Origin of the sequence: Vibrio sp. SCSIO 43140 (assembly GCF_023716585.1) — a bacterium.
GTDB classification, from domain to species: Bacteria; Pseudomonadota; Gammaproteobacteria; order Enterobacterales; family Vibrionaceae; genus Vibrio; species Vibrio maritimus_B.
Window position 1 is genome coordinate 309,736 of sequence record NZ_CP071850.1, and the last position, 19,326, is coordinate 329,061.

Genomic DNA, 19,326 nt, shown 5'->3' on the forward strand with positions numbered 1-19,326 from the left:
CGTTTCTAGGATAATTGGAGAAGAATCATGGCAAGATATTTGGGTCCTAAGCTGAAGCTTAGCCGTCGCGAAGGTACAGACTTATTCCTTAAGTCAGGCGTACGCGCGATCGATACCAAGTGTAAAATCGATAACGCACCAGGTGTACACGGCGCTCGTCGCGGTCGTCTATCTGAGTATGGCGTTCAGCTTCGTGAGAAGCAAAAAGTTCGTCGTATCTACGGCGTTCTAGAAAAACAATTCCGTAACTACTACAAAGAAGCAGCTCGCCTTAAAGGCAACACTGGTGAAAACCTACTTCAGCTTCTTGAAGGTCGTCTAGATAACGTAGTTTACCGCATGGGCTTTGGTGCAACTCGCGCAGAAGCACGTCAGCTAGTTAGCCACAAAGCTATCCTAGTTAACGGTAATGTTGTAAACGTTCCTTCATTCAAAATTACGGCTAACGACGTTGTTTCTATCCGCGAGAAAGCTAAACAGCAAGCTCGTATTAAAGCAGCTCTAGAAGTTGCTGAACAACGCGAAAAACCAACTTGGATTGAAGTAGATGCTGGCAAGATGGAAGGTACATTCAAGCGTATGCCTGAGCGTTCAGATCTATCTGCTGACATTAACGAACACTTGATCGTCGAGCTTTACTCTAAGTAAGGTTTAAACTAAAGAGAGGACACAATGCAGGGTTCTGTAACAGAATTTCTTAAGCCACGTCTTGTTGACATCGAACAAGTTAGCACGACACACGCAAAAGTAACTCTTGAGCCATTAGAGCGTGGCTTTGGTCACACTCTAGGTAATGCGCTTCGCCGTATTTTGCTTTCGTCAATGCCAGGTTGTGCAGTGACTGAAGTTGAAATCGAAGGCGTTCTGCACGAGTACAGCACTAAAGAAGGTGTACAAGAAGATATCCTAGAGATTCTTCTTAACCTGAAAGGTCTTGCTGTTCGCGTTGCTGAAGGCAAAGACGAAGTGTTTATTACATTAAACAAATCAGGCTCAGGCCCTGTTGTTGCAGGTGACATCACCCATGATGGTGATGTAGAGATCGCTAACCCAGAACACGTTATTTGTCACCTAACGGATGACAACGCTGAGATTTCTATGCGAATCAAAGTCGAACGTGGTCGTGGTTATGTTCCAGCTTCAGCTCGTATCCATACTGAAGAAGATGAGCGTCCAATCGGTCGTTTGCTAGTTGACGCAACTTACAGCCCAGTAGACAAAATTGCCTACGCTGTAGAAGCGGCACGTGTTGAGCAACGTACTGACCTAGACAAGCTCGTTATCGATATGGAAACGAACGGTACTCTAGAACCTGAGGAAGCTATCCGTCGCGCAGCTACTATCCTAGCTGAGCAATTGGATGCATTCGTAGATCTTCGTGATGTACGTGTTCCTGAGGAGAAGGAAGAGAAGCCGGAGTTCGATCCTATTCTACTGCGTCCTGTAGACGATCTTGAACTAACAGTTCGCTCTGCTAACTGTCTAAAAGCAGAAGCGATTCACTACATCGGTGATCTTGTACAGCGTACTGAGGTTGAGCTACTTAAAACGCCAAACCTTGGTAAAAAATCTCTTACTGAGATTAAAGACGTACTTGCATCACGTGGTCTGTCTCTGGGCATGCGCCTAGAAAACTGGCCACCAGCGTCTATCGCTGAAGATTAATCGATACTAGTTAGAAGGATTAGGTCATGCGCCATCGTAAGAGTGGTCGTCAACTCAACCGCAACAGCAGCCATCGCAAAGCGATGTTCAGCAATATGGCTAGCTCTCTTGTACGTCATGAAGTAATCAAGACTACATTGCCTAAAGCAAAAGAGCTACGTCGCGTAGTTGAGCCTTTGATTACACTAGCTAAGACTGACAGTGTTGCTAACCGTCGTCTAGCATTTGCACGTACTCGTGATAACGAAGTAGTTGCGAAACTATTCAACGAACTAGGTCCACGTTTTGCTGCTCGTCAGGGCGGTTACACTCGTATCCTAAAAGCTGGCTTCCGTGCTGGCGATAAAGCTCCAATGGCTTACATTGAGCTAGTTGATCGCCCAGAAGCATCTGAAGAAGCTGCTGCTGAGTAATCAGTAAAGTTCGTAGAACTAAAAAAGCCGAGCATTTATGCTCGGCTTTTTGCTATCTGAAATTTGTATTTTTATTCTTTGATACGGCTGTGATTCCTTTTACTGCCACAAGGAAGTCAGAGAGTCCATCAACCCAGAGCTTGCCCCCTGCGAACCTAGATAATCCAATACAATTGGCGCGAACTCTGAAATCATTGAAGGATCGAGACCCACTGACGAGAATGCGCTCTTAACACTGTCCATATCCTGTATTGAAGATAAAAGGCCGCTACTCGTCAGCGAATCCATGCCTGGGATGAGTGAGCTGAGTTCACTCTGCTGCTCAGAACCTAATGAGGTTTGCGCAAGTGACAGTAGTGCACCAACACCTGTTGTCGCTTGTTCTGGCGAGACAGATAGGTCGTTTACCAGGTCATTCACGACTGGTGAGTCTTTCGCCTCCATCATAGAGTTTGCACTAGAGAGTAAGCTGCTTGCGTCGTCTGCGGATACACCAGAGAGGTTAAGTGCAGCGTGGGTAGGCACTGAAATTAATAGTGCCGTAGAAAGGGCTAGAAATGTTCTCATGATACCGTCCGTTTTATTGTCTACCCATTAAGATTAGACAATAAAAAAGCAGTGACGAGTCACTGCTTTTAAAAATAGCGTATCAGAGCTGAGATTAAGCGATGATGTCTAGTAGCTCAACTTCGAATACTAGTGCTGCAAACGGAGGAATCGCTGCGCCTGCGCCACGCTCACCGTATGCTAGGTCTTGAGGGATGTATAGTTTCCACTTAGAACCTACAGGCATTAGTTGAAGTGCTTCAACCCAACCTTTAATTACGCCAGTTACAGGGAACTCAGCTGGTTGACCGCGAGATACAGAGCTGTCGAATACAGTACCGTCTGTTAGTTCACCGTGGTAGTGAACACGTACAGTTTTGTCTGCAGATGGGATTTCGCCAGTACCTTCAGTGATAACTTCGTATTGAAGACCAGACTCAAGAACTGTTACTTCTGGGCGAAGTGCGTTGTCTTTTAGGAACGCTTCACCGTCAGCTGCTGCAGCTTTTGCTGCTTCTTGACGAACTGCTTCTGCGCGAGTGTGTAGCTCTTGCAGTGCGTTGTTGATTTCGTCGATTTCGATTTCTGGCATGTCACCAGTAAGTGCAGTTGCAATGCCTTTAGCGATTGCGTCTACGTTTAGACCTTCAAGGCCGCTACCTGCAAGCTGTTGGCCCATTTGCAGACCAATACCATAGCTTGCTTTCTGTTCTACAGTTTCTAATTTCACGTCAGACATGACGGTCTCTCTTGCTATTCGAATGAAGACGAAAGAATACCAGTTCTGGCTACAAACCGAAACGCTCTAACTAACTTTTACCAATTAATTCGCATTCGTTGTTAAACTTGTGACATTAGGCGGTTATAAAATAGGACACCTGCGATTTTTCTATACTCTGAACGCAGGTTTTCTTAAACTGAGACGGTTGTGTAGTAGGAGACAAATGGGAATGAATCGTCGTCACCGTAAAAAGCAAAAAGTTGACCACGTTCAAGTGCTGAAAGATAAGTGGCAAGCGCTCGACTTCTCTCGCCTTAAGAAGATTGATACCTCTCGACTTTCCGAAATTCGAGATAAGGCAAAAGGACTTTGGACTCAATTACCGCGCCTGCACCGAAGAATTTTGAGCGTCCTCGTCCCAATTGTCATCGTACTTTTGTTTCTGCCGAGTCAAAAAGCAGACACACCTCAGGTAACGCCAGCAAATCAGCGTGTCGCAGTGAGCGTCAATACCGCCTCGCTAAGTGAACAGCCTTCCCAAGCCAACGTAGAAGAATTGGTGGAGACGGATTGGAGAGAGTACACCGTTAAAAAGGGTGACACGCTAGCACGCGTCTTTCGAACCAATCAGTTACCCATGGCCGATTTAAACGCCCTTGCCCGCATCGAAGGCAGTGACAAGCCACTCAGCCGGATTAAGCAAGGTCAGTTGATACGCTTTAAGTTCAACCAAGAGGGGAGCTTAGATATTTTGCAGATAGAGCGGGGCGATCAGTCGATCATGTTTTTCCGTCTCTCTGATGGAGGCTTTGGCCGCAGTAAATAGAATGGATGCAAAAGGGGCGAATTCGCCCCTTTATTATTTCAATAACCTCATATCAATATGAGGGATGTCATCTTCTAGATACTCTTCTGAGCAGACACTGAAGCCATGTTTGGAATAGTAGTCCTGCAGGTGTGACTGTGCGCCAATCTGGATGCTCTCATTCGGCCACAGGCGTTCACACTCGCGTTTCGCTTCAACTAGTAAGTCATGCCCTAATCCGCCACCCCGATGGGTCTGTTTGGTTGCTACGCGCCCTATGCTGACTTGGTTGTAAGTCGTCCCTTTGGGTAGCAAGCGGGCACAAGCTATCAGTTCATTGTCTTCATAACCCAGTAAGTGATGTACACCTTCTACTTGGTCTTTGTTATCCAGTTCTGGATAAGGACAGGTTTGCTCAACCACAAATACGTCGACACGCAGTTTGAGCAACTCATACAGTTCTATGGTAGTGAGCTCAGAGAAAGTTTTAGTCTTCCAGATTGTCATGATTCATTTCTCTTTTTAACGGTCTAAAGCGAACATTTATTTATAGCTGTAGACTAAACCGAGTCCAATAAAAAAGCCACGCATACAGCGTGGCTAGTTTCTCTTAGATTTCGGTTACTTCGTCAAGTCGATTTGGTATACCGCAAAGCCCACGTCATCGGTCGCGACCTTCTTCATTGGGTATTGACCCTTGTCATTGATGAATTGTGCCGCTTTGTCTGATGGTGAGGTTTCGAATCGAACATCTAGCGCGACGTCTGTCGTAATTGGTGCAAACGACCAGTTGTTGTCTGCACTTGGCGTTACTTCACCCTTCTCTTTGCTCACTTTGGAGATGTAGTTCGCTACGATAGAACGGTTTTCATCTGGAGAGTCAAAAGCGATAAAGTCGTTACCTGTACCTGGGAACTTGTTGCTGTAAGCACGGTAGTTGTTTGTCGCAATAATAAAGGTTTGCTTCATATCAATAGGCTTACCTTGATAAGTAAGGCCGACGATACGCTCGCTGTTCTCGTTTAGTAGCTTACAGTCGCCGTCATAGCGCGCTGGTTGTGTCACATCGATTTGGTATTCAACACCATCCATGACGTCGAAGTTATAGGTACGGAAACCATCCCAGTCGATCAGTGCCTGAGGCTTATCTGAATTCGCATCGACTTGTTTAAACTGTCCTGCCGAGCACTCTAGCCACTCTTTTACTTCTTTACCCGTGACCTTCAGTGCCACAAGCGTGTTCGGGTACAGATACAAGTCCGCCGCGTTACGGAATGTTAGCTGACCTGATTCAACCTCGGTAAAGTTTGCAGGGTCGTTTTTACGACCGCCCGCTTTAAAAGGTGCGGCAGCAGAAAGAACAGGTAAACCATCAAGATCTGGATCGCCTTGAATCATAGTTTCAACGTAGTCTTTCTGTGCAAGGTTTACGATTTGAACGGTAGGGTCGTCCTGAACAAGCGCCAAGAAGCTGTACATGACGTCGTTAGCTTTGCCGATAGGTTGGTTCACGAAGTCACGCGTCGCACTGTGATCGCCCTTCACTGCATCTACGATGCCTTTGTCTGCTTCAGCGAGAGATTTCTTGTTAACAGCATCGAAAATAGGGCGAGCCTCTGTTTGCGCATCAGCGACTTTCCAGCTGTCGCCATCTTGTTCTAGTACCAGATCCATGACACCGACGTGGCTGCCCCAGCGGCCCGGCATCACAGCGGCTACGCCATTGATGGTGCCTTTTTCGTTATCGACGCCTTGGATGTTATCAAATCCTTTACCCGGGAAGACGGCGTGAGAGTGACCAAATGCGATTGCGTCGATCCCCTCAACTTCAGACAAGTAATATGTTGAGTTTTCAGCACCTGCTTTGTATGGATCGCTAGAGACACCAGAGTGTGGGATCGCGACGATAATATCCGCACCTTCTTTTTTCATCTGAGGAACGAGCTTCTCAGCTGTTTCTTTGATGTCTTCTGCAAACACCTTACCCTCTAGGTTCTTTTTATCCCAGACCATGATTTGAGGTGGTACAAAGCCAATGTAACCGACTTTAACGTCGTGCATGTTTCCGTCGGTATCTTTAAATGTGTGAGTCTTGATTAGGTAAGGCTTGAAATAGTGCTCTCCCGTTTTTTTGTCAAAAACGTTAGCGCTAATGTACGGAAAGTTTGCTCCCTCAATTGTGGTGTTGAGGAACTCGAGTCCATAGTTGAACTCGTGGTTACCAATATTACCAACATCATAATCCAGTTGGTTCATTGCCTTATAAACTGGATGGATCTCGCCAGGCTTAATGCCTTTCGATGCCATGTAGTCGCCCATAGGGCTACCCTGAATGAGGTCACCGTTATCGACTAAAACACTGTTGATGACTTCGCCACGAGCTTCTTTAACCAAAGTAGCAGCACGAGTCAGACCGATTTTTTGAGACGGTTTATCTTTGTAGTAGTCATAGTCCATGACGTTAGTATGAATATCGGTTGTTTCGATAATTCGAAGTTTGATCTCGTCTGCCATCGCTGGGCCTGCCATCGTAAGCATGCCGCCTAGAACAGCGATAGAAATAGGTTTGACTGCCACTTTCATCTTCATATCCTTCACATTAGAGGGTGATTCAAAAACTTGCCAAGTGTATCAATTTGTTATGTAAGAAATGTTTCTAGCTACTTAAAAATGTGATCTGTGATTAATGCCTGTTGAGGTTCTGATAGGCGTATCCCAGCTTTATCTTTAAGACTAGAATCGATTCAGGTTTTAGATATCAAATGCGTTCAAATTTTGAACTCAATCGCTAAGAAAATGATTCCTTTAGTGACTTTTGGAATAAAAAATGAAATTTTAGAATTTCAAGTAATATAGGCGAGTGGTCATAATGCCATCATTCGATAAGCGAAGGATTGTCATTATGAACCCAACTACAACTAACCAGCCGGGCAAGGTAGCCACTCCAACGCTGGTTAGCAGCCAAGATAAGCCGAAGCTCCCTAAGTCTCAGCTCAGCAAAGGTGAGGTAGCCCTTATTGGTGCAGGGCCCGGTGATCCTGAACTTCTCACTCTTAAAGCCTTAAACCTACTGCAGCAAGCCGATGTTGTTCTTTACGACTACCTTGTGTCTGAAGAAATTATGGCTCTCGTTCCGGATAGTACTATCTTAGTCTGTGTTGGCAAACGAGCGGGTCACCACAGCGTGCCTCAAGAAAAAACCAATCAGCTTCTTGTGGAATTTGCCGAGAGCGGTCACAAGGTTGTGCGCATCAAAGGCGGCGATCCATTTGTGTTTGGCCGTGGTGGCGAAGAGCTACAGGTATTAGCTGAAGCCGGTATCCGATTCCAAGTCGTCCCTGGTATTACCGCGGCAGCGGGTGCAACAGCATACGCAGGCATACCTCTAACGCACCGTGATTACGCGCAGTCGGCGCTGTTTGTCACCGGTCACCTAAAACCTGATAGCGACGATATGGATTGGTCCACGCTAGCTCGTGGCAACCAGACCTTAGTTATCTATATGGGGTTGATGAAATCAGAATACATTCAATCTCAGCTAATTAAGCATGGTCGCAGTCAAAATGTGCCTGTCGCAATTATCGAGCGTGGGACACAAGCAACCCAAAAGGTGCTTCGCGGCACACTTGCAACATTACCTGACATGGCAAAAGAGGCTCAATCACCATCGCTCATTGTGGTTGGTGAGGTGGTGTCTTTGGCCGATGAACTCTCTTGGTTTGGTAAAGGGAGTGCAACACCAAACCAAGTTGAAACATTACAAAGTATTAGGGCTTAAACCAAAGCGTAAAGCCTGTTTTCATTCTAAATCAGTCGTGTGTTGGCCAAGTCACGTCAACATGAACAAAGGAAGCACAACTCATGGACCAAGAAAGACTCACACACCTTAAACAGCTGGAAGCGGAAAGCATCCATATTATCCGCGAGGTCGCGGCGGAATTTGATAATCCCGTCATGATGTACTCCATCGGTAAAGACTCTTCGGTGATGCTACACCTAGCGCGCAAAGCGTTTTATCCAGGCAAAATCCCGTTTCCACTGCTGCATGTCGATACAGACTGGAAGTTCAAAGAGATGATTGAATTTCGCGACCGTACAGCAAAGAACTACGGATTCGAGCTTTTGGTGCACAAGAACCCAGAAGGTCTGGCTATGGGATGTAGCCCATTTGTGCACGGTTCATCGAAACATACTGACATTATGAAGACCCAAGGTCTCAAGCAGGCGCTTAACAAATATGGTTTTGATGCCGCATTTGGTGGTGCACGTCGCGATGAAGAGAAATCTCGTGCTAAAGAGCGTGTTTACTCATTCCGCGACAAAAACCATACATGGGATCCAAAGAACCAGCGTCCAGAGCTTTGGAAAACCTATAACGGTCAAATTAACAAGGGTGAGAGCATTCGTGTTTTCCCTCTGTCTAACTGGACTGAGCTCGATATCTGGCAATACATCCTACTAGAAGGCATTGAAATCGTTCCATTATACCTTGCGGCGCCGCGCCCTGTGGTAGAGCGCGATGGCATGTTGATCATGGTGGATGACGAGCGCATGGAGATCGGCCCGGATGAAACGGTTGAGCATAAGAGCGTGCGCTTTAGAACACTCGGCTGTTATCCATTAACCGGTGCTATCGAATCGGAAGCCACCACGCTCACGGGAATTATCGAAGAAATGCTCGTTGCAACGTCTAGTGAGCGACAAGGACGAGCGATCGACCACGATCAGTCAGGATCGATGGAGCTTAAGAAACGTCAAGGATACTTTTAAGGATCGAAGGAACAGATTATGAACAGCGCAGTAGAAGCACAACTTGCCGAACTCGGTATTGAAGGTTACCTGAGTCAGCACCAGTACAAATCGTTACTCCGATTCCTAACGTGTGGCTCAGTGGATGATGGCAAAAGTACCTTAATTGGACGCTTGCTCCACGACTCAAAGCAAATTTATGAAGATCAGCTAGCGGCCGTACACTCTGACAGCCAACGTGTGGGTACCACAGGTGAAAAGCCAGACTTGGCATTGCTGGTAGATGGCTTGCAGGCAGAACGTGAACAAGGGATCACGATTGACGTAGCATACCGTTACTTCTCGACCCAGAAACGTAAGTTCATCATTGCCGATACACCAGGGCACGAGCAGTACACGCGTAACATGGCTACAGGTGCATCGACCTGTGATCTCGCGGTGATCTTGATTGATGCACGTAAAGGTGTACTCGACCAAACTCGTCGTCACTCGTTTATTTCCAGCCTTCTTGGTCTCAAACACTTTATTGTCGCCGTGAACAAGATGGACCTGGTTGATTACTCACAGCAGCGCTATGAGGAAATTCGTGATGAGTACCTAACATTCTCCGAGAACCTAGGCAAAGACATCGACATTCAAATGATCCCGATCTCTGCGCTTGAGGGCGACAATGTGGTGGATCTCAGTGACAAGATGAGTTGGTACCAAGGTGAACCTTTGCTTGATTTGCTCGAGAAAGTAGATATCGACCAAGGCAAACAGCAAGGCGAATTCCGCTTCCCTGTGCAGTACGTCAACCGTCCAAATCTGGATTTCCGAGGTTTTGCAGGCACGATTGGCTCTGGTGAAATCCGTGTTGGTGATGAAATCAAGGCGCTACCTTCAGGCAAAACCTCCAAGGTAGAACGCATTGTGACGTTCGATGGTGACTTGCCGCGTGCATTCGCCGGTCAAGCTGTGACACTAACGCTGACGGATGAGATTGATATCAGTCGTGGCGATCTCATTGTTAAGCAAGAGTCGCGAGTCGCATCATCGAATCGCTTGCTTGCCGATGTGGTTTGGATGACAGATGAACCGCTAGCTGCTGGTCGCAGTTATGACATCAAGATTGCTGGTAAGAAAACCCAAGGACAACTAGACGCGATTCGTCATCAGTACGATATCAACTCGCTCAAGTCCTTTGAGTCAGAATCGTTACCACTGAACGGTATTGGTTTATGTGAGTGGTCCCTTACTGAAGCAGTGGCAGTGGATAGTTATGACTCGGTTCAGGATACAGGTGGCTTTATCGTGATTGATCGCTTGACCAATGTGACGGTCGGTGCGGGTCTGGTTCGTGAAGCTCTGGCTGAAGAGCAGCGTTCACCACAAGAGCGCATGGGAGCATTCGAGAAAGAACTGAAGGCGCTAATCATGAAACACTTCCCAGAGTGGGACGCAAAAATATAACCGCAACAAAGAAAGGGCTCGAGTGTTCAACTGAGCCCAATGATACAACGCAGCGACGCAGTGAATAAGGAACGAGGTCATGTGGGAACAAGGAGTGGTGCTAGCTTTGCTGATGTCTATCATCACGTGCTTGATAGCAACCCGAATTAAACCGAGCCTTATTTTCGCGGGTGCTGCGTTTTTGGCGTTTATTGCGGGTATGATAGACATCAATGCGGTTGCCGGTAACTTTACCAATTCATCGCTATTGACCCTGGTGCTCCTGATCCTGTCGTCGGCAGCCTTGGAGAAAACGCGCCTTATTAGTTGGGTGAGCCGCTCGATTGCCACGGGGCGTTTGGGCGCGGTGGTTGCGAAACTCGGCATATCAACCGCACTACTTTCTTCGTTCACCAATAATACGGCTGTTGTGGTCTCACTTATTGGCGCGATAAAACGCAATCAACGTCACGCACCTTCTAAGTTGCTGATCCCACTCTCTTATGCGGCAATTTTAGGCGGCACTCTAACCTTAATTGGTACCTCGACCAACCTGATTATCAACAGCTTTGTTGAAGATGTAGGTTTGCCAAGCCTTGGATTCTTCGAGCCTACTTGGATTGGTTTGAGTGTGCTTGTCGGTGGCGTTTTGGTGCTTATTCCACTGAGCTACCTATTGCCAAATTATGATGATACTAACCAAGATGATTTACCCTACTTCTTGGAAGCGAGAGTCGAGCCTGGTTCACCGCTAGTTGGGCGCAGCATCGCTGAAAATAACCTAAGAGCGCTGCGTAAACTGTTCTTAGCAGAAGTGGTACGAGGCGGCGAGACCCTGGCGTCAGTCGGACCTGATTTTGTCCTTGAGGCGAAAGACCGACTGCTGTTTTGTGGTGATGTAGAAAGTGTTGCGACTCTGCAAGAAATTACTGGTTTAACCTTCTTTGGCCAGCATCACCTAAATGGTCAAAACTTACTGGAAGTCGTCGTTAGCTCATCCGCGACGTTCTGTAATACCACGCTAAAGTCGAGCCAATTCCGTGATCGTTTTGACGCGGTTGTCGTTGCGGTTCGCCGTGGACATGAACGCCTTGAAGGCGGATTGGGTAATATCATTTTGCAAGCAGGCGATACGCTTGTGCTGGCACCCGGTAAGCGTTTTGAATCGCTTCGCCGCCAACATCGCAAAGAATTTGTCTTGGTCAATGACCTAGACTCGAGCGCTAAACTCGACCTTGCAAAGTCTAGCTATGTTTTGCTTGGTTTTGTGGCTGTGATTGCGTTAGCACTTACTAACGTGTTACCCATCATCAAAGGTTTAGCCCTGTACCTCATTGCCGTTTTGGCGTTTGGTATTGTGAACCTTGGCGAGCTTCGTCGCCGTTTTCCCACGGATATTGTGGTGATTGTTGGCTCAGCACTTTCTATTGCGCAGCTGATGATTTCGACTGGTCTCTCAGAGCGTATGGGGGATATGTTCATCGAGATGTTCAACGGTTGGGGAGTGTTTGGGGCGTTAGTGGCTACTTACTTAGTAACGCTTTTACTGACTGAGCTGGTGACCAACAATGCGGCTGCCGCACTCGCTTTTCCGATTGGATACAGTATGTCTGTCGCCTATGGCGTCGATCCTATGCCTTTTATCATGGCGGTGCTGTTTGGCGCGAGCGCGAGCTTTGTGTCCCCTTATGGGTATCAAACCAACCTATTGGTGTATAGCGTTGGAAACTATCAACTTAAAGATTACATGCGGATTGGCATTCCCATCTCTATCGTTTACTCGGTACTGGTGTTGGCCTTGATCCCATACTTTTTTCCCTTTTAACGGCGTTACCTAAGGACGAGTTATGTCGAATACTGTACAAGCCTCTGAGACTATCGAAAAAGATGAGAATGTCATTTGGCACCAACATGTGGTCACCAAATCAGAGCGCGCCGATCTTAAAAAACAAAAGCCTGTGGTACTTTGGTTTACTGGTTTATCTGGAGCGGGTAAATCGACGGTAGCGGGCGCGTTAGAAACTGAACTGGCCAGTCGTGGCTATCACACCTACTTGTTAGATGGTGACAATGTGCGACACGGTCTGTGTCGAGATTTAGGCTTCTCTGAGCAAGATCGCCGAGAGAATATTCGCCGAGTAGGCGAGTTAGCTAAGCTGATGGCTGACGCGGGTCTTATTGTTCTATCTGCTTTCATCTCACCACATCGCGCCGAACGTGCGTTGGTGCGTGAGCTGCTGCCTGAGGGCGAGTTTATGGAAGTGTTTGTGGATGCCAGCCTTGAGGTGTGTGAGTCTCGAGATCCAAAGGGTCTATACAAAAAAGCACGTGCCGGTGAAATCCCTAACTTCACGGGTATTGACTCCGAATACGAAGCGCCGCTTAAGGCTGAGATCCATCTTAAAGCCGGCGATCACGCTGTCGCTGAGCTGGTGGAACAATGTCTATCGATATTAGCGGCTAATCAGGTGATTCGTTAAACCCTTATCGTGGCTAGACCTTGTGATGGAATGAGGTTGGCACGTCTCCTTTAACCACAAACTTTCGATTGAGCAGCTCTATGAGCTGCTCTTGATATTGGGCGTTAGAGCGATGACCGAGCAATTGGCACAGCTCGTTGCCTGTTGGCGTGAAGCGGTAGTAGGTTAGCGTAATGCCTTTCCCTTTCGCCGTAAGCATCATGTCATGACCCTGATAGCCGAGCTTTAAAGGGGCTTCTCTGGCTATTTCTCCCGATTCCAATTCTGTCGCTAATAATACGCCAAGCTCCACCAACAGCAAGATGCTAGAGTAGGGGAGCTGATATTCCCCAAGGCTTAACTCATCAACGCTCTCGCGGCGAGAAAAGCTGAACAAGCCCGTTTGATGCTTGATACCAAGTAGCAGCTTACGACTGGTGTCGGTGCCAAAACTGCACGCTAGGGAAGCGGCGCGCTGCAGCGTTTGCGCCTCTTTGGGCGTCATATCTCTGAGTGTTTTCAGTGCCTTCATCGAGGTGGCGCCAGGATTGGTGATCTCTCGCTTAAGTACCTGCGCCCAAAGCTTTTGCATCGATGAGTTATGGATCTCTTTCGCCATATCAAAATACCGCACCAGCCAGTCAAAATCAGGCTCGCCCGCAACTTCATTCTTGCACGCTGCCATCGCGGCTTTGATGATCTGCTCTAGGTTTTTTTGGCGCTGTTCTTTACCTTGCTTCTCGCGCAGCATTGCTCTTTCAAACAAGGATTGGCTTGGGGTTTCTTCTCGTATGAGTGCATCTAAATAATGAGATTCAGCGATGGCTCTGAGGCGACTCGCGCTGTCTTTCATATGGTGGGCTTTTTTTTGTCCCTGTTCATTGGATGAATTGGGTTCTTGGCTAGCTAGCTTGCTCTCAACAGGGTGATGACTCATTACCGGCACTCAGTACAAAGCGAAAACGAAGGATTATTGTGCAATAGAGCTTCAATTTAGCGGGAATCTTCTGCAAAAACCAGAGTAATTTGTGTGAGCTGATGTCCGCTTTTGGTGTGACTCAAAGCGTGTTGTAAAAAAGTCTGGGATAAATGATAAAACTTTGTTAAATTCTAGGTTGAGAATGAAGGAGGACGTTATGAGGCACTCTGGAGAAAATAGAGCGAAAAAACACGTCTCAATCGCGTTATTGCTGTGTGTTTATATCGGGGTGCTAGGCTATCTCTCGACGCTTATCGGCTAACACAGCCTAGCAACCTTTCGTTAATCATTACCTATCAGGATCTGTGGAGACGAGTATCCGTTACTCGTCTCCGTCATAATACCCATCATCGTAATCTTCAATATCAACCCCTTCGATTAGGTAGCCCGTTTGCGCAAGCTCAGAATCGATAGTTTCGGTCTTCAATGTTCCGACGACGTAGATAACATCCCATAGACGGTGTACAGGCGCACCCTCTTTAAACTTCACGTAGATGATCTGGTTAGGTGGTGGAGGCGGTACGTGAATACAAGCACCGAAGTAAGGGACCAATAGAAATTCGGTGACTGAGTCTTCATCACCTTCTAGCGGAATGACAAACCCAGGTATTTTCACCTGACTACCGTTAAGCTCTTGGCGAACCGTACCAACCTTGGACTGCTCCATGACACCGCCCGAGTGATCGATCGCCGGCATGCCCATGGCATCAAACTGGTTTCGCTCACTTTCTGGAATCAAATCTATCCAGTCCAGAGTTAATACATCGGACTCTTCTTGGGCCATTGCTAGCTGAGGTACTAAAACCGTCAACGAAAGCAACAGACCACAAAGCAGGCTTTTAACTGTTTTCATTCAAATCTCACTAAATTCGGATAGTCATCCCATCGCTCAACGACTGTCGGTATGCTCGTAGCGCTGGGAAGAAACCAATAATAACCCCAGCGAGCTGCACAAATCCAAGCAGCATCCATTCATGCGACGTAATGCCAGATAATGCTATGTTGATGCCATAATTTGCCGTGATGATGGGCGCGGCAATCGCAAGCATCGCATACATGCCACCAATTCCGCAAACGATGCCGATACTGGTGAGCACGGTGGCTTCGCTGACTAGTAGGGTAAAGACATGTCGCGGCCTTGCCCCCATTGCACGTAAAATAGCCATCTCACGGCGACGCTCTTGCAAGCTAGTCAACAGGCTAGAGAGCATTCCCATGAGTCCGGCAACGACTACAAAGACCGAGACAATAAGCAGAGCGGTCTCTGCCACACTCATCATGCCCCACAACTCGTGAAGCGCAACGCCTGGTAAGATAGCACTGAGTGGCTCCTGTTTGTAGGTATTAATCTGCCTCTGAAGTGCGAAGGTTTGGATCTTACTTTTTAAGCCAATCAACATGGCGGTGATCTGCTTAGGTTGGAAATCCATCTTTAGTAGCTGCTCTTTACTCGGCTCATTACCAAGGTTAGCCCCCGATTCCCAACCGACGTGTATCGCTTCTATTGCTTCTAGAGAAACGTGCACCGTTTTGTCTACCGGCGTGCCTGTTGGCGCAAGAATACCGACCACTTTAAAAGGCGTATTATCATGGCGGCTAAAGCCGACATCGCTGATCCCGTGAGCAATAATGATTTCAGTACCAATGTCATAACCCAAAGACTTTGCGACATCGGAGCCAATGACGGTCTCAAATAGCCCATCAAATTCCTCGCCTTTGGCAAGAGACAGGTGCTGTTTTTGGCCATACTGGTAGTGCTCGAAGTAGCTATGGTTGGTCCCCATTACTCGAAAGCCTCTATGTGAGTCTCCGAGTGAAATAGGTATAGCCCAATCTACAGAGCGGTGATTACTAAACTCCTCAAAGCTCTTCCAGTCGATGTTATTGGTCGCATTACCAATGCGAAATACAGAATAGAGAAGAAGGTTCACTTGACCGGAGCGTCCACCGACAATCAAATCGGTCCCAGAGATAGTATTGGCAAAGCTGCTTTTTGCCTGAGTACGAATTCGCTCTACGCCCATCAAGAGGATCACAGAGATCGCTACCGTAAGTATGGTCAGTAGGGCGGTTGTTTTGCGGTTGAGCAGGCTTTTCCAAGCCAGCTTTAGAGTGATGCTCATAGTGGCCTCACTTGATTAATATCTTGAAGGTTCTCGGTTCTTTTAAATAAGGACTCAAGAGTTGGGTCATGGCTAACAAAAATCAAGGTGGAATGCGCGGCGTTAGCCTGTTCCATCAGTAGCTCAATGAAGGCTTCTCGGTTGTCATGGTCGAGTGCGGATGTCGGCTCGTCGGCAATCAGAAACTCTGGCTGACCGATTAAGGCCCGCGCGGCGGCGACACGTTGTTGCTGACCAATACTTAACTCGATAACGGGCTTGCTGAGTAGTTTTTCAGGCAGTCTTAGATGGTCGAGAATGCGTTTAGCTTCCTGGTGTAAAGAGCCGCTCACCTTATCTTTTCGTACGCTAGAAAACTCACAAGGCAGCGTGACATTATCGATGACAGAGAGGTAGGGAAGTAAGTTAAATTGCTGAAAAATATAACCAATATGGTCAGCGCGAAACTTGTCGCGCGCGCTGGCAGACAGTGTCTTGAGTGATTGATTGAGTGAGATAACATCGCCAGTCGTCGGGGTATTAATACCGGTCAGTAAGCCGAGCAATGTGGACTTACCGCAGCCACTAGGGCCTTTTAAAAATAGATGTTCACCTTGTTCTATGGTGAGCGATGGAATGTCGAGAGTTGGGGGTTGATCTGGTTGCCACTTGAAGGTGACGTCTTTGAGTTCGATTACGCTAGCCATAGTGTCCTCTGGAAATCACCTTCAGGTCTCGGGGTGAGACCTGAAGGGTGGACGAATTAGAATTTAATTGTCGTATTACCCGAAGTCAGTTCCGTTGCCGATTGTGCGCTATCCGTTAGCAGGTTCACTGATACTTTCTCAGTTGAAGGGAAGTGTGTAAACCATTGTGTATCAATTTGAGTCACTTTAGCTACATCTTCACAAGAGAATTGGTATTGAACTGAGAACTCACCATGGCCATCATGATGGTCGTGGTCGTGGTCGTGGTCGTGACCTTTGTGTTCGTCATGGTGATCGTGGTCATCATGTCCTTTATGGTCGTCATGATGCTCGTGACCTTCGCGATCATGGTCATGGCCTTTGTGATCATCGTGACCCTTATGCTCATCATGGTGATCGTGCTCGTCGTGGTGCTCGCCTTTCTCTAGCGTATTTTCGACATGCGCTTCTACTAGCTTACAGCTTGCTGCTGCTGGAATGGTAAGGATGCTATCAACATTGTTCAGTTTTGCTTTTGCATCAGCCATTGCCGCTTTCTCTGCATCCGTTTTAGGAGCATGCTCAAAGCCTACAACATCAGCACCCGGTGCAGTAATTTCCACTAAAAGATCTTGACCATCTTGAGCAATATTAAATTCTACGTGGCCGTGCACATGGGCGTCGTGTTGACGGAAGTGATCATCGGCAACCGCGAATTGCGATACAACGAGACCAGCTAAGAGTGTCATCTTTAGTTTCATGATTAATCCTTAATAACGATGTAAAAGTATTGGATACCAATGCCGGTAAAGATGCGCATAAATCGCCGGGTGCAGAGGTCTCCCTCGAGAACGATGCGACTTGTTCTCGTTTAACTGTGGTTTGTTATGTTATAACAAACGAAGATATTTTCCAGAAGAAACAACATCGGGCTCGTGGTTTCTCTTTCAGAACAACAAAAAAAGGAGCCATTTAGGCTCCCTTTTTGAATTTTTTATCACTGGTTAGATGTTGTCGGTGACCAGGCTAAGCACTTGCTGGATATCCGCATCGCTTAGTGCACCCTCTTTGACATACAGAATCTTGCCTTGCTTGTCTTGAACGATGATTGCTGAGCTTTCTTCAGCTAGTTGCCAAGCGTTCGCAACGAGACCGTGCTTGTCGAGTACCATCGAGGACCATGGGAACTCTTTCTTGCTGTCTTCAGCTGATGATTTAACAAATGAGCTTGTACCCCACATAGCATCATCTTGGTTAATGACGGTGGTGGTTTGGTAGCTTTCTTTTGGAAAGTCAGCAGCGGTGATTGCCGCCATGAGTGGCGCGTTCATTTCTTTAGAGCTGCTGCGACCCGCGATGGCTTGGATGACGCGCACTTTGCCAAGCATATCGCCACTGCTCCATGCTTGATAGCTGATGGCATCGTTGTTGAGAATTAGCTCACCGTGATCTTTTACCGATACGGAGCGAGCATTACTGCCTACTTGGAGGTTAGTTGCCATAGCAAGTGCAGGCATAAACAGCACGGCTAGGGTGAGGAGAGGCTTTAGTTTCATTGTAATAGTTTCCGTTACTTTAATATTGGGCGGCATACCTTAGGTGAACTTACGATATGCCACAACTTTAATTGTGTTGATTTGACCAAGAAATGTCCCTCACTTGATAAAATCATTTCAAGCATAACAGCAATTTATAGTTTGTTGCAAAGTTGTTAACTTTTGTTTGTGTCTCAAGAAATTTAGCGTATAATTTCAATCGATCGCAAAATATATTGCGAGTTCACTCGCAAGATGCGAGTAACACTAGGATGTACTCAAACGGATATTGAGGTTAGGTTATGTTGCGTAAGTTTACGGTTTATCGTCCGCGTCAGATCGCGAAGTTTGTAAAGACGTTATTTAAGGGGCAGTTCTTCATTGCTGGTATTGGTTTGTTCCGATTCGACAACGGCAAGGTGTTGTTACCTGAAGTTGCAGATAGGCAAAAGCTTGTCGCCTTCAAAGAGATTAATGTCGAGATTGCTGCACTAGCACTCTAACTGACAAAAGAATTCTTCAAGCCCTCTCATTGCGAGGGCTTTTTCGTGTCTACGGGTTTAGCTCCGGAGGAAAACATACGCCGGTGCCACCAATTCCGCAGTAACCATTTGGATTTTTAGCCAGGTACTGTTGGTGGTAGATTTCAGCAAAGTAGTACTCGCCAAGCGGTAAGATCTCTGTAGTGATCCCTTGCGACCCTAACGCTTGCTGATATTGTTGCTGGGTTTGTCTTGCTATCTGGTCTTGTTCTTGGCTCGCAGTATAGATTGCAGAGCGGTACTGAGTGCCAATATCGTTGCCCTGTCGCATCCCTTGCGTTGGGTCGTGCTTTTCCCAGAATGTGCGTAAAATCTCCTGTAAAGAAGTCTTAGTTGTGTCGAACACAACTCGAACGACTTCTGTGTGGCCGGTTAAACCACTGCATACCTCTTCATACGTAGGGTTGGGTGTAAAGCCGCCTGAATACCCTACAGAGGTTGATATCACCCCAGGCAATTGCCAGAACAAACGCTCAGCCCCCCAAAAGCAACCTAGGCCTAGAACGATACTTTCTTCATTTTGATTGAGTTCAGCGTTGAGGTCTGACTGATTAACAAAATGAGGCTCCATGATGGCAATTGCTACATCTCGGCCAGGTAGTGCTTGGTCGGAGGAAATCATTTCTTTTTTACCCATCGTCAGTTCCTTTTCTAGACTATTATTTCAAGTGCGAAGCGCCTGAAAACTAAAAT

21 protein-coding genes are annotated in these 19,326 nt (G+C 47.1%); 10 read left to right on the top strand and 11 right to left on the bottom strand.

All coding sequences use genetic code 11. The features are described 5' to 3' along the window. Positions 1-27 precede the first annotated feature (27 nt). Genes rpsD through rplQ form a run of 3 tightly spaced genes read left to right on the top strand, consistent with a single transcriptional unit; the run spans position 28 to position 2,078 of the window. Positions 28-648: a 30S ribosomal protein S4 gene (gene rpsD, locus J4N45_RS01625; protein ID WP_042478689.1), complete on the top strand. Its 621-nt coding sequence runs from the start codon at positions 28-30 to the stop codon at positions 646-648. A gap of 24 nt (positions 649-672) precedes the next feature. Beyond that, positions 673-1,665 (top strand): DNA-directed RNA polymerase subunit alpha, encoded by a 993-nt coding sequence (locus J4N45_RS01630; protein WP_042478691.1) that lies wholly within the window; start codon positions 673-675, stop codon positions 1,663-1,665. Between the two features lie 26 nt (positions 1,666-1,691). Further along, positions 1,692-2,078, top strand: a complete 387-nt coding sequence (gene rplQ / locus J4N45_RS01635) for a 50S ribosomal protein L17 (protein ID WP_031493230.1) — start codon at positions 1,692-1,694, stop codon at positions 2,076-2,078. A 99-nt stretch (positions 2,079-2,177) separates the two neighbouring features. Here rplQ and J4N45_RS01640 read toward each other — a convergent pair whose 3' ends face one another. Both J4N45_RS01640 and bamJ read right to left on the bottom strand, forming a co-directional pair. Next, positions 2,178-2,645, bottom strand: coding sequence for a DUF2780 domain-containing protein (locus J4N45_RS01640; RefSeq protein WP_252013189.1), 468 nt, complete (start codon positions 2,643-2,645; stop codon positions 2,178-2,180). A 94-nt stretch (positions 2,646-2,739) separates the two neighbouring features. Beyond that, positions 2,740-3,363 (bottom strand): BamJ family beta-barrel-assembly machinery protein, encoded by a 624-nt coding sequence (gene bamJ, locus J4N45_RS01645; protein WP_042478697.1) that lies wholly within the window; start codon positions 3,361-3,363, stop codon positions 2,740-2,742. Between the two features lie 211 nt (positions 3,364-3,574). On the opposite strand from bamJ, the gene J4N45_RS01650 reads away from it, so the two are divergent. After that, positions 3,575-4,171: a LysM-like peptidoglycan-binding domain-containing protein gene (locus J4N45_RS01650; RefSeq protein ID WP_252014634.1), complete on the top strand. Its 597-nt coding sequence runs from the start codon at positions 3,575-3,577 to the stop codon at positions 4,169-4,171. 33 nt (positions 4,172-4,204) lie between these two features. Here the strand turns inward: J4N45_RS01650 and J4N45_RS01655 are convergent, their stop codons facing one another. Together J4N45_RS01655 and cpdB are read right to left on the bottom strand one after the other, a co-directional pair. Then, positions 4,205-4,657: a GNAT family N-acetyltransferase gene (locus J4N45_RS01655; protein WP_252013191.1), complete on the bottom strand. Its 453-nt coding sequence runs from the start codon at positions 4,655-4,657 to the stop codon at positions 4,205-4,207. A 114-nt stretch (positions 4,658-4,771) separates the two neighbouring features. Beyond that, complete coding sequence (cpdB, locus tag J4N45_RS01660) at positions 4,772-6,733, bottom strand: 2',3'-cyclic-nucleotide 2'-phosphodiesterase (RefSeq protein ID WP_252013193.1); 1,962 nt, start codon at positions 6,731-6,733, stop codon at positions 4,772-4,774. Between the two features lie 319 nt (positions 6,734-7,052). On the opposite strand from cpdB, the gene cobA reads away from it, so the two are divergent. The 5 genes from cobA to cysC all read left to right on the top strand — a co-directional run bounded on the left by cobA (position 7,053) and on the right by cysC (position 12,810). Next, positions 7,053-7,928 carry a uroporphyrinogen-III C-methyltransferase gene (gene cobA / locus J4N45_RS01665; RefSeq protein WP_503055666.1) on the top strand — a complete coding sequence of 292 codons (876 nt, stop codon included), beginning with the start codon at positions 7,053-7,055 and terminating at the stop codon, positions 7,926-7,928. Positions 7,929-8,011: 83 nt separating this feature from the next. After that, positions 8,012-8,920 carry a sulfate adenylyltransferase subunit CysD gene (gene cysD / locus J4N45_RS01670; RefSeq protein WP_042478708.1) on the top strand — a complete coding sequence of 303 codons (909 nt, stop codon included), beginning with the start codon at positions 8,012-8,014 and terminating at the stop codon, positions 8,918-8,920. Between the two features lie 18 nt (positions 8,921-8,938). Next, positions 8,939-10,351 carry a sulfate adenylyltransferase subunit CysN gene (cysN, locus tag J4N45_RS01675; protein WP_234494637.1) on the top strand — a complete coding sequence of 471 codons (1,413 nt, stop codon included), beginning with the start codon at positions 8,939-8,941 and terminating at the stop codon, positions 10,349-10,351. A 79-nt stretch (positions 10,352-10,430) separates the two neighbouring features. Continuing rightward, a complete protein-coding gene (locus J4N45_RS01680; protein WP_252013197.1) occupies positions 10,431-12,155 on the top strand; it encodes an SLC13 family permease in 1,725 nt (574 codons plus the stop codon). Between the two features lie 22 nt (positions 12,156-12,177). Continuing rightward, positions 12,178-12,810, top strand: a complete 633-nt coding sequence (gene cysC, locus J4N45_RS01685) for an adenylyl-sulfate kinase (RefSeq protein WP_128649136.1) — start codon at positions 12,178-12,180, stop codon at positions 12,808-12,810. Between the two features lie 13 nt (positions 12,811-12,823). On the opposite strand, the gene J4N45_RS01690 is transcribed toward cysC, so the two are convergent. The 6 genes from J4N45_RS01690 to J4N45_RS01715 all read right to left on the bottom strand — a co-directional run bounded on the left by J4N45_RS01690 (position 12,824) and on the right by J4N45_RS01715 (position 18,112). Next, positions 12,824-13,726 carry a TIGR03899 family protein gene (locus tag J4N45_RS01690; RefSeq protein WP_128649137.1) on the bottom strand — a complete coding sequence of 301 codons (903 nt, stop codon included), beginning with the start codon at positions 13,724-13,726 and terminating at the stop codon, positions 12,824-12,826. A 364-nt stretch (positions 13,727-14,090) separates the two neighbouring features. After that, a complete protein-coding gene (locus J4N45_RS01695; protein WP_394154659.1) occupies positions 14,091-14,552 on the bottom strand; it encodes a DUF3299 domain-containing protein in 462 nt (153 codons plus the stop codon). Between the two features lie 79 nt (positions 14,553-14,631). Beyond that, the gene (locus tag J4N45_RS01700; protein WP_252013202.1) at positions 14,632-15,891 is read right to left on the bottom strand and encodes an ABC transporter permease; all 1,260 of its coding nucleotides are present in this window, start codon (positions 15,889-15,891) and stop codon (positions 14,632-14,634) included. Continuing rightward, positions 15,888-16,577, bottom strand: a complete 690-nt coding sequence (locus J4N45_RS01705; protein WP_234494632.1) for an ABC transporter ATP-binding protein — start codon at positions 16,575-16,577, stop codon at positions 15,888-15,890. The genes J4N45_RS01700 and J4N45_RS01705 overlap by 4 nt, the downstream gene beginning before the upstream one ends. 56 nt (positions 16,578-16,633) lie before the next feature. Beyond that, complete coding sequence (gene zrgA, locus J4N45_RS01710) at positions 16,634-17,317, bottom strand: zinc uptake protein ZrgA (protein WP_252013204.1); 684 nt, start codon at positions 17,315-17,317, stop codon at positions 16,634-16,636. A 243-nt stretch (positions 17,318-17,560) separates the two neighbouring features. Continuing rightward, complete coding sequence (locus J4N45_RS01715; protein ID WP_252013206.1) at positions 17,561-18,112, bottom strand: YtfJ family protein; 552 nt, start codon at positions 18,110-18,112, stop codon at positions 17,561-17,563. Positions 18,113-18,393: 281 nt separating this feature from the next. Here J4N45_RS01715 and J4N45_RS01720 point away from each other — a divergent pair, with 281 nt between their 5' ends. Then, positions 18,394-18,594: a DUF1107 domain-containing protein gene (locus tag J4N45_RS01720; protein WP_042478719.1), complete on the top strand. Its 201-nt coding sequence runs from the start codon at positions 18,394-18,396 to the stop codon at positions 18,592-18,594. 49 nt (positions 18,595-18,643) lie between these two features. Here J4N45_RS01720 and msrA read toward each other — a convergent pair whose 3' ends face one another. Beyond that, positions 18,644-19,270 carry a peptide-methionine (S)-S-oxide reductase MsrA gene (msrA, locus tag J4N45_RS01725; protein WP_252013209.1) on the bottom strand — a complete coding sequence of 209 codons (627 nt, stop codon included), beginning with the start codon at positions 19,268-19,270 and terminating at the stop codon, positions 18,644-18,646. Positions 19,271-19,326 lie beyond the last annotated feature (56 nt).

What these genes read in the sequence shown, in the direction of transcription:
- J4N45_RS01680 (WP_252013197.1), top strand. Translation starts at nt 10,431, where the DNA reads ATGTGGGAACAAGGAGTGGTGCTAGCTTTGCTGATGTCTATCATCACG.
- cysN (WP_234494637.1), top strand. Translation starts at nt 8,939, where the DNA reads ATGAACAGCGCAGTAGAAGCACAACTTGCCGAACTCGGTATTGAAGGT.
- cobA (WP_503055666.1), top strand. Translation starts at nt 7,053, where the DNA reads ATGAACCCAACTACAACTAACCAGCCGGGCAAGGTAGCCACTCCAACG.
- cysC (WP_128649136.1), top strand. Translation starts at nt 12,178, where the DNA reads ATGTCGAATACTGTACAAGCCTCTGAGACTATCGAAAAAGATGAGAAT.
- rpsD (WP_042478689.1), top strand. Translation starts at nt 28, where the DNA reads ATGGCAAGATATTTGGGTCCTAAGCTGAAGCTTAGCCGTCGCGAAGGT.
- J4N45_RS01720 (WP_042478719.1), top strand. Translation starts at nt 18,394, where the DNA reads ATGTTGCGTAAGTTTACGGTTTATCGTCCGCGTCAGATCGCGAAGTTT.
- J4N45_RS01655 (WP_252013191.1), bottom strand. Translation starts at nt 4,657, where the DNA reads ATGACAATCTGGAAGACTAAAACTTTCTCTGAGCTCACTACCATAGAA.
- bamJ (WP_042478697.1), bottom strand. Translation starts at nt 3,363, where the DNA reads ATGTCTGACGTGAAATTAGAAACTGTAGAACAGAAAGCAAGCTATGGT.
- J4N45_RS01650 (WP_252014634.1), top strand. Translation starts at nt 3,575, where the DNA reads ATGAATCGTCGTCACCGTAAAAAGCAAAAAGTTGACCACGTTCAAGTG.
- cysD (WP_042478708.1), top strand. Translation starts at nt 8,012, where the DNA reads ATGGACCAAGAAAGACTCACACACCTTAAACAGCTGGAAGCGGAAAGC.
- cpdB (WP_252013193.1), bottom strand. Translation starts at nt 6,733, where the DNA reads ATGAAAGTGGCAGTCAAACCTATTTCTATCGCTGTTCTAGGCGGCATG.
- zrgA (WP_252013204.1), bottom strand. Translation starts at nt 17,317, where the DNA reads ATGAAACTAAAGATGACACTCTTAGCTGGTCTCGTTGTATCGCAATTC.
- rplQ (WP_031493230.1), top strand. Translation starts at nt 1,692, where the DNA reads ATGCGCCATCGTAAGAGTGGTCGTCAACTCAACCGCAACAGCAGCCAT.
- msrA (WP_252013209.1), bottom strand. Translation starts at nt 19,270, where the DNA reads ATGGGTAAAAAAGAAATGATTTCCTCCGACCAAGCACTACCTGGCCGA.
- J4N45_RS01690 (WP_128649137.1), bottom strand. Translation starts at nt 13,726, where the DNA reads ATGAGTCATCACCCTGTTGAGAGCAAGCTAGCTAGCCAAGAACCCAAT.
- J4N45_RS01695 (WP_394154659.1), bottom strand. Translation starts at nt 14,552, where the DNA reads ATGGCCCAAGAAGAGTCCGATGTATTAACTCTGGACTGGATAGATTTG.
- J4N45_RS01640 (WP_252013189.1), bottom strand. Translation starts at nt 2,645, where the DNA reads ATGAGAACATTTCTAGCCCTTTCTACGGCACTATTAATTTCAGTGCCT.
- J4N45_RS01705 (WP_234494632.1), bottom strand. Translation starts at nt 16,577, where the DNA reads ATGGCTAGCGTAATCGAACTCAAAGACGTCACCTTCAAGTGGCAACCA.
- J4N45_RS01700 (WP_252013202.1), bottom strand. Translation starts at nt 15,891, where the DNA reads ATGAGCATCACTCTAAAGCTGGCTTGGAAAAGCCTGCTCAACCGCAAA.
- J4N45_RS01715 (WP_252013206.1), bottom strand. Translation starts at nt 18,112, where the DNA reads ATGAAACTAAAGCCTCTCCTCACCCTAGCCGTGCTGTTTATGCCTGCA.
- J4N45_RS01630 (WP_042478691.1), top strand. Translation starts at nt 673, where the DNA reads ATGCAGGGTTCTGTAACAGAATTTCTTAAGCCACGTCTTGTTGACATC.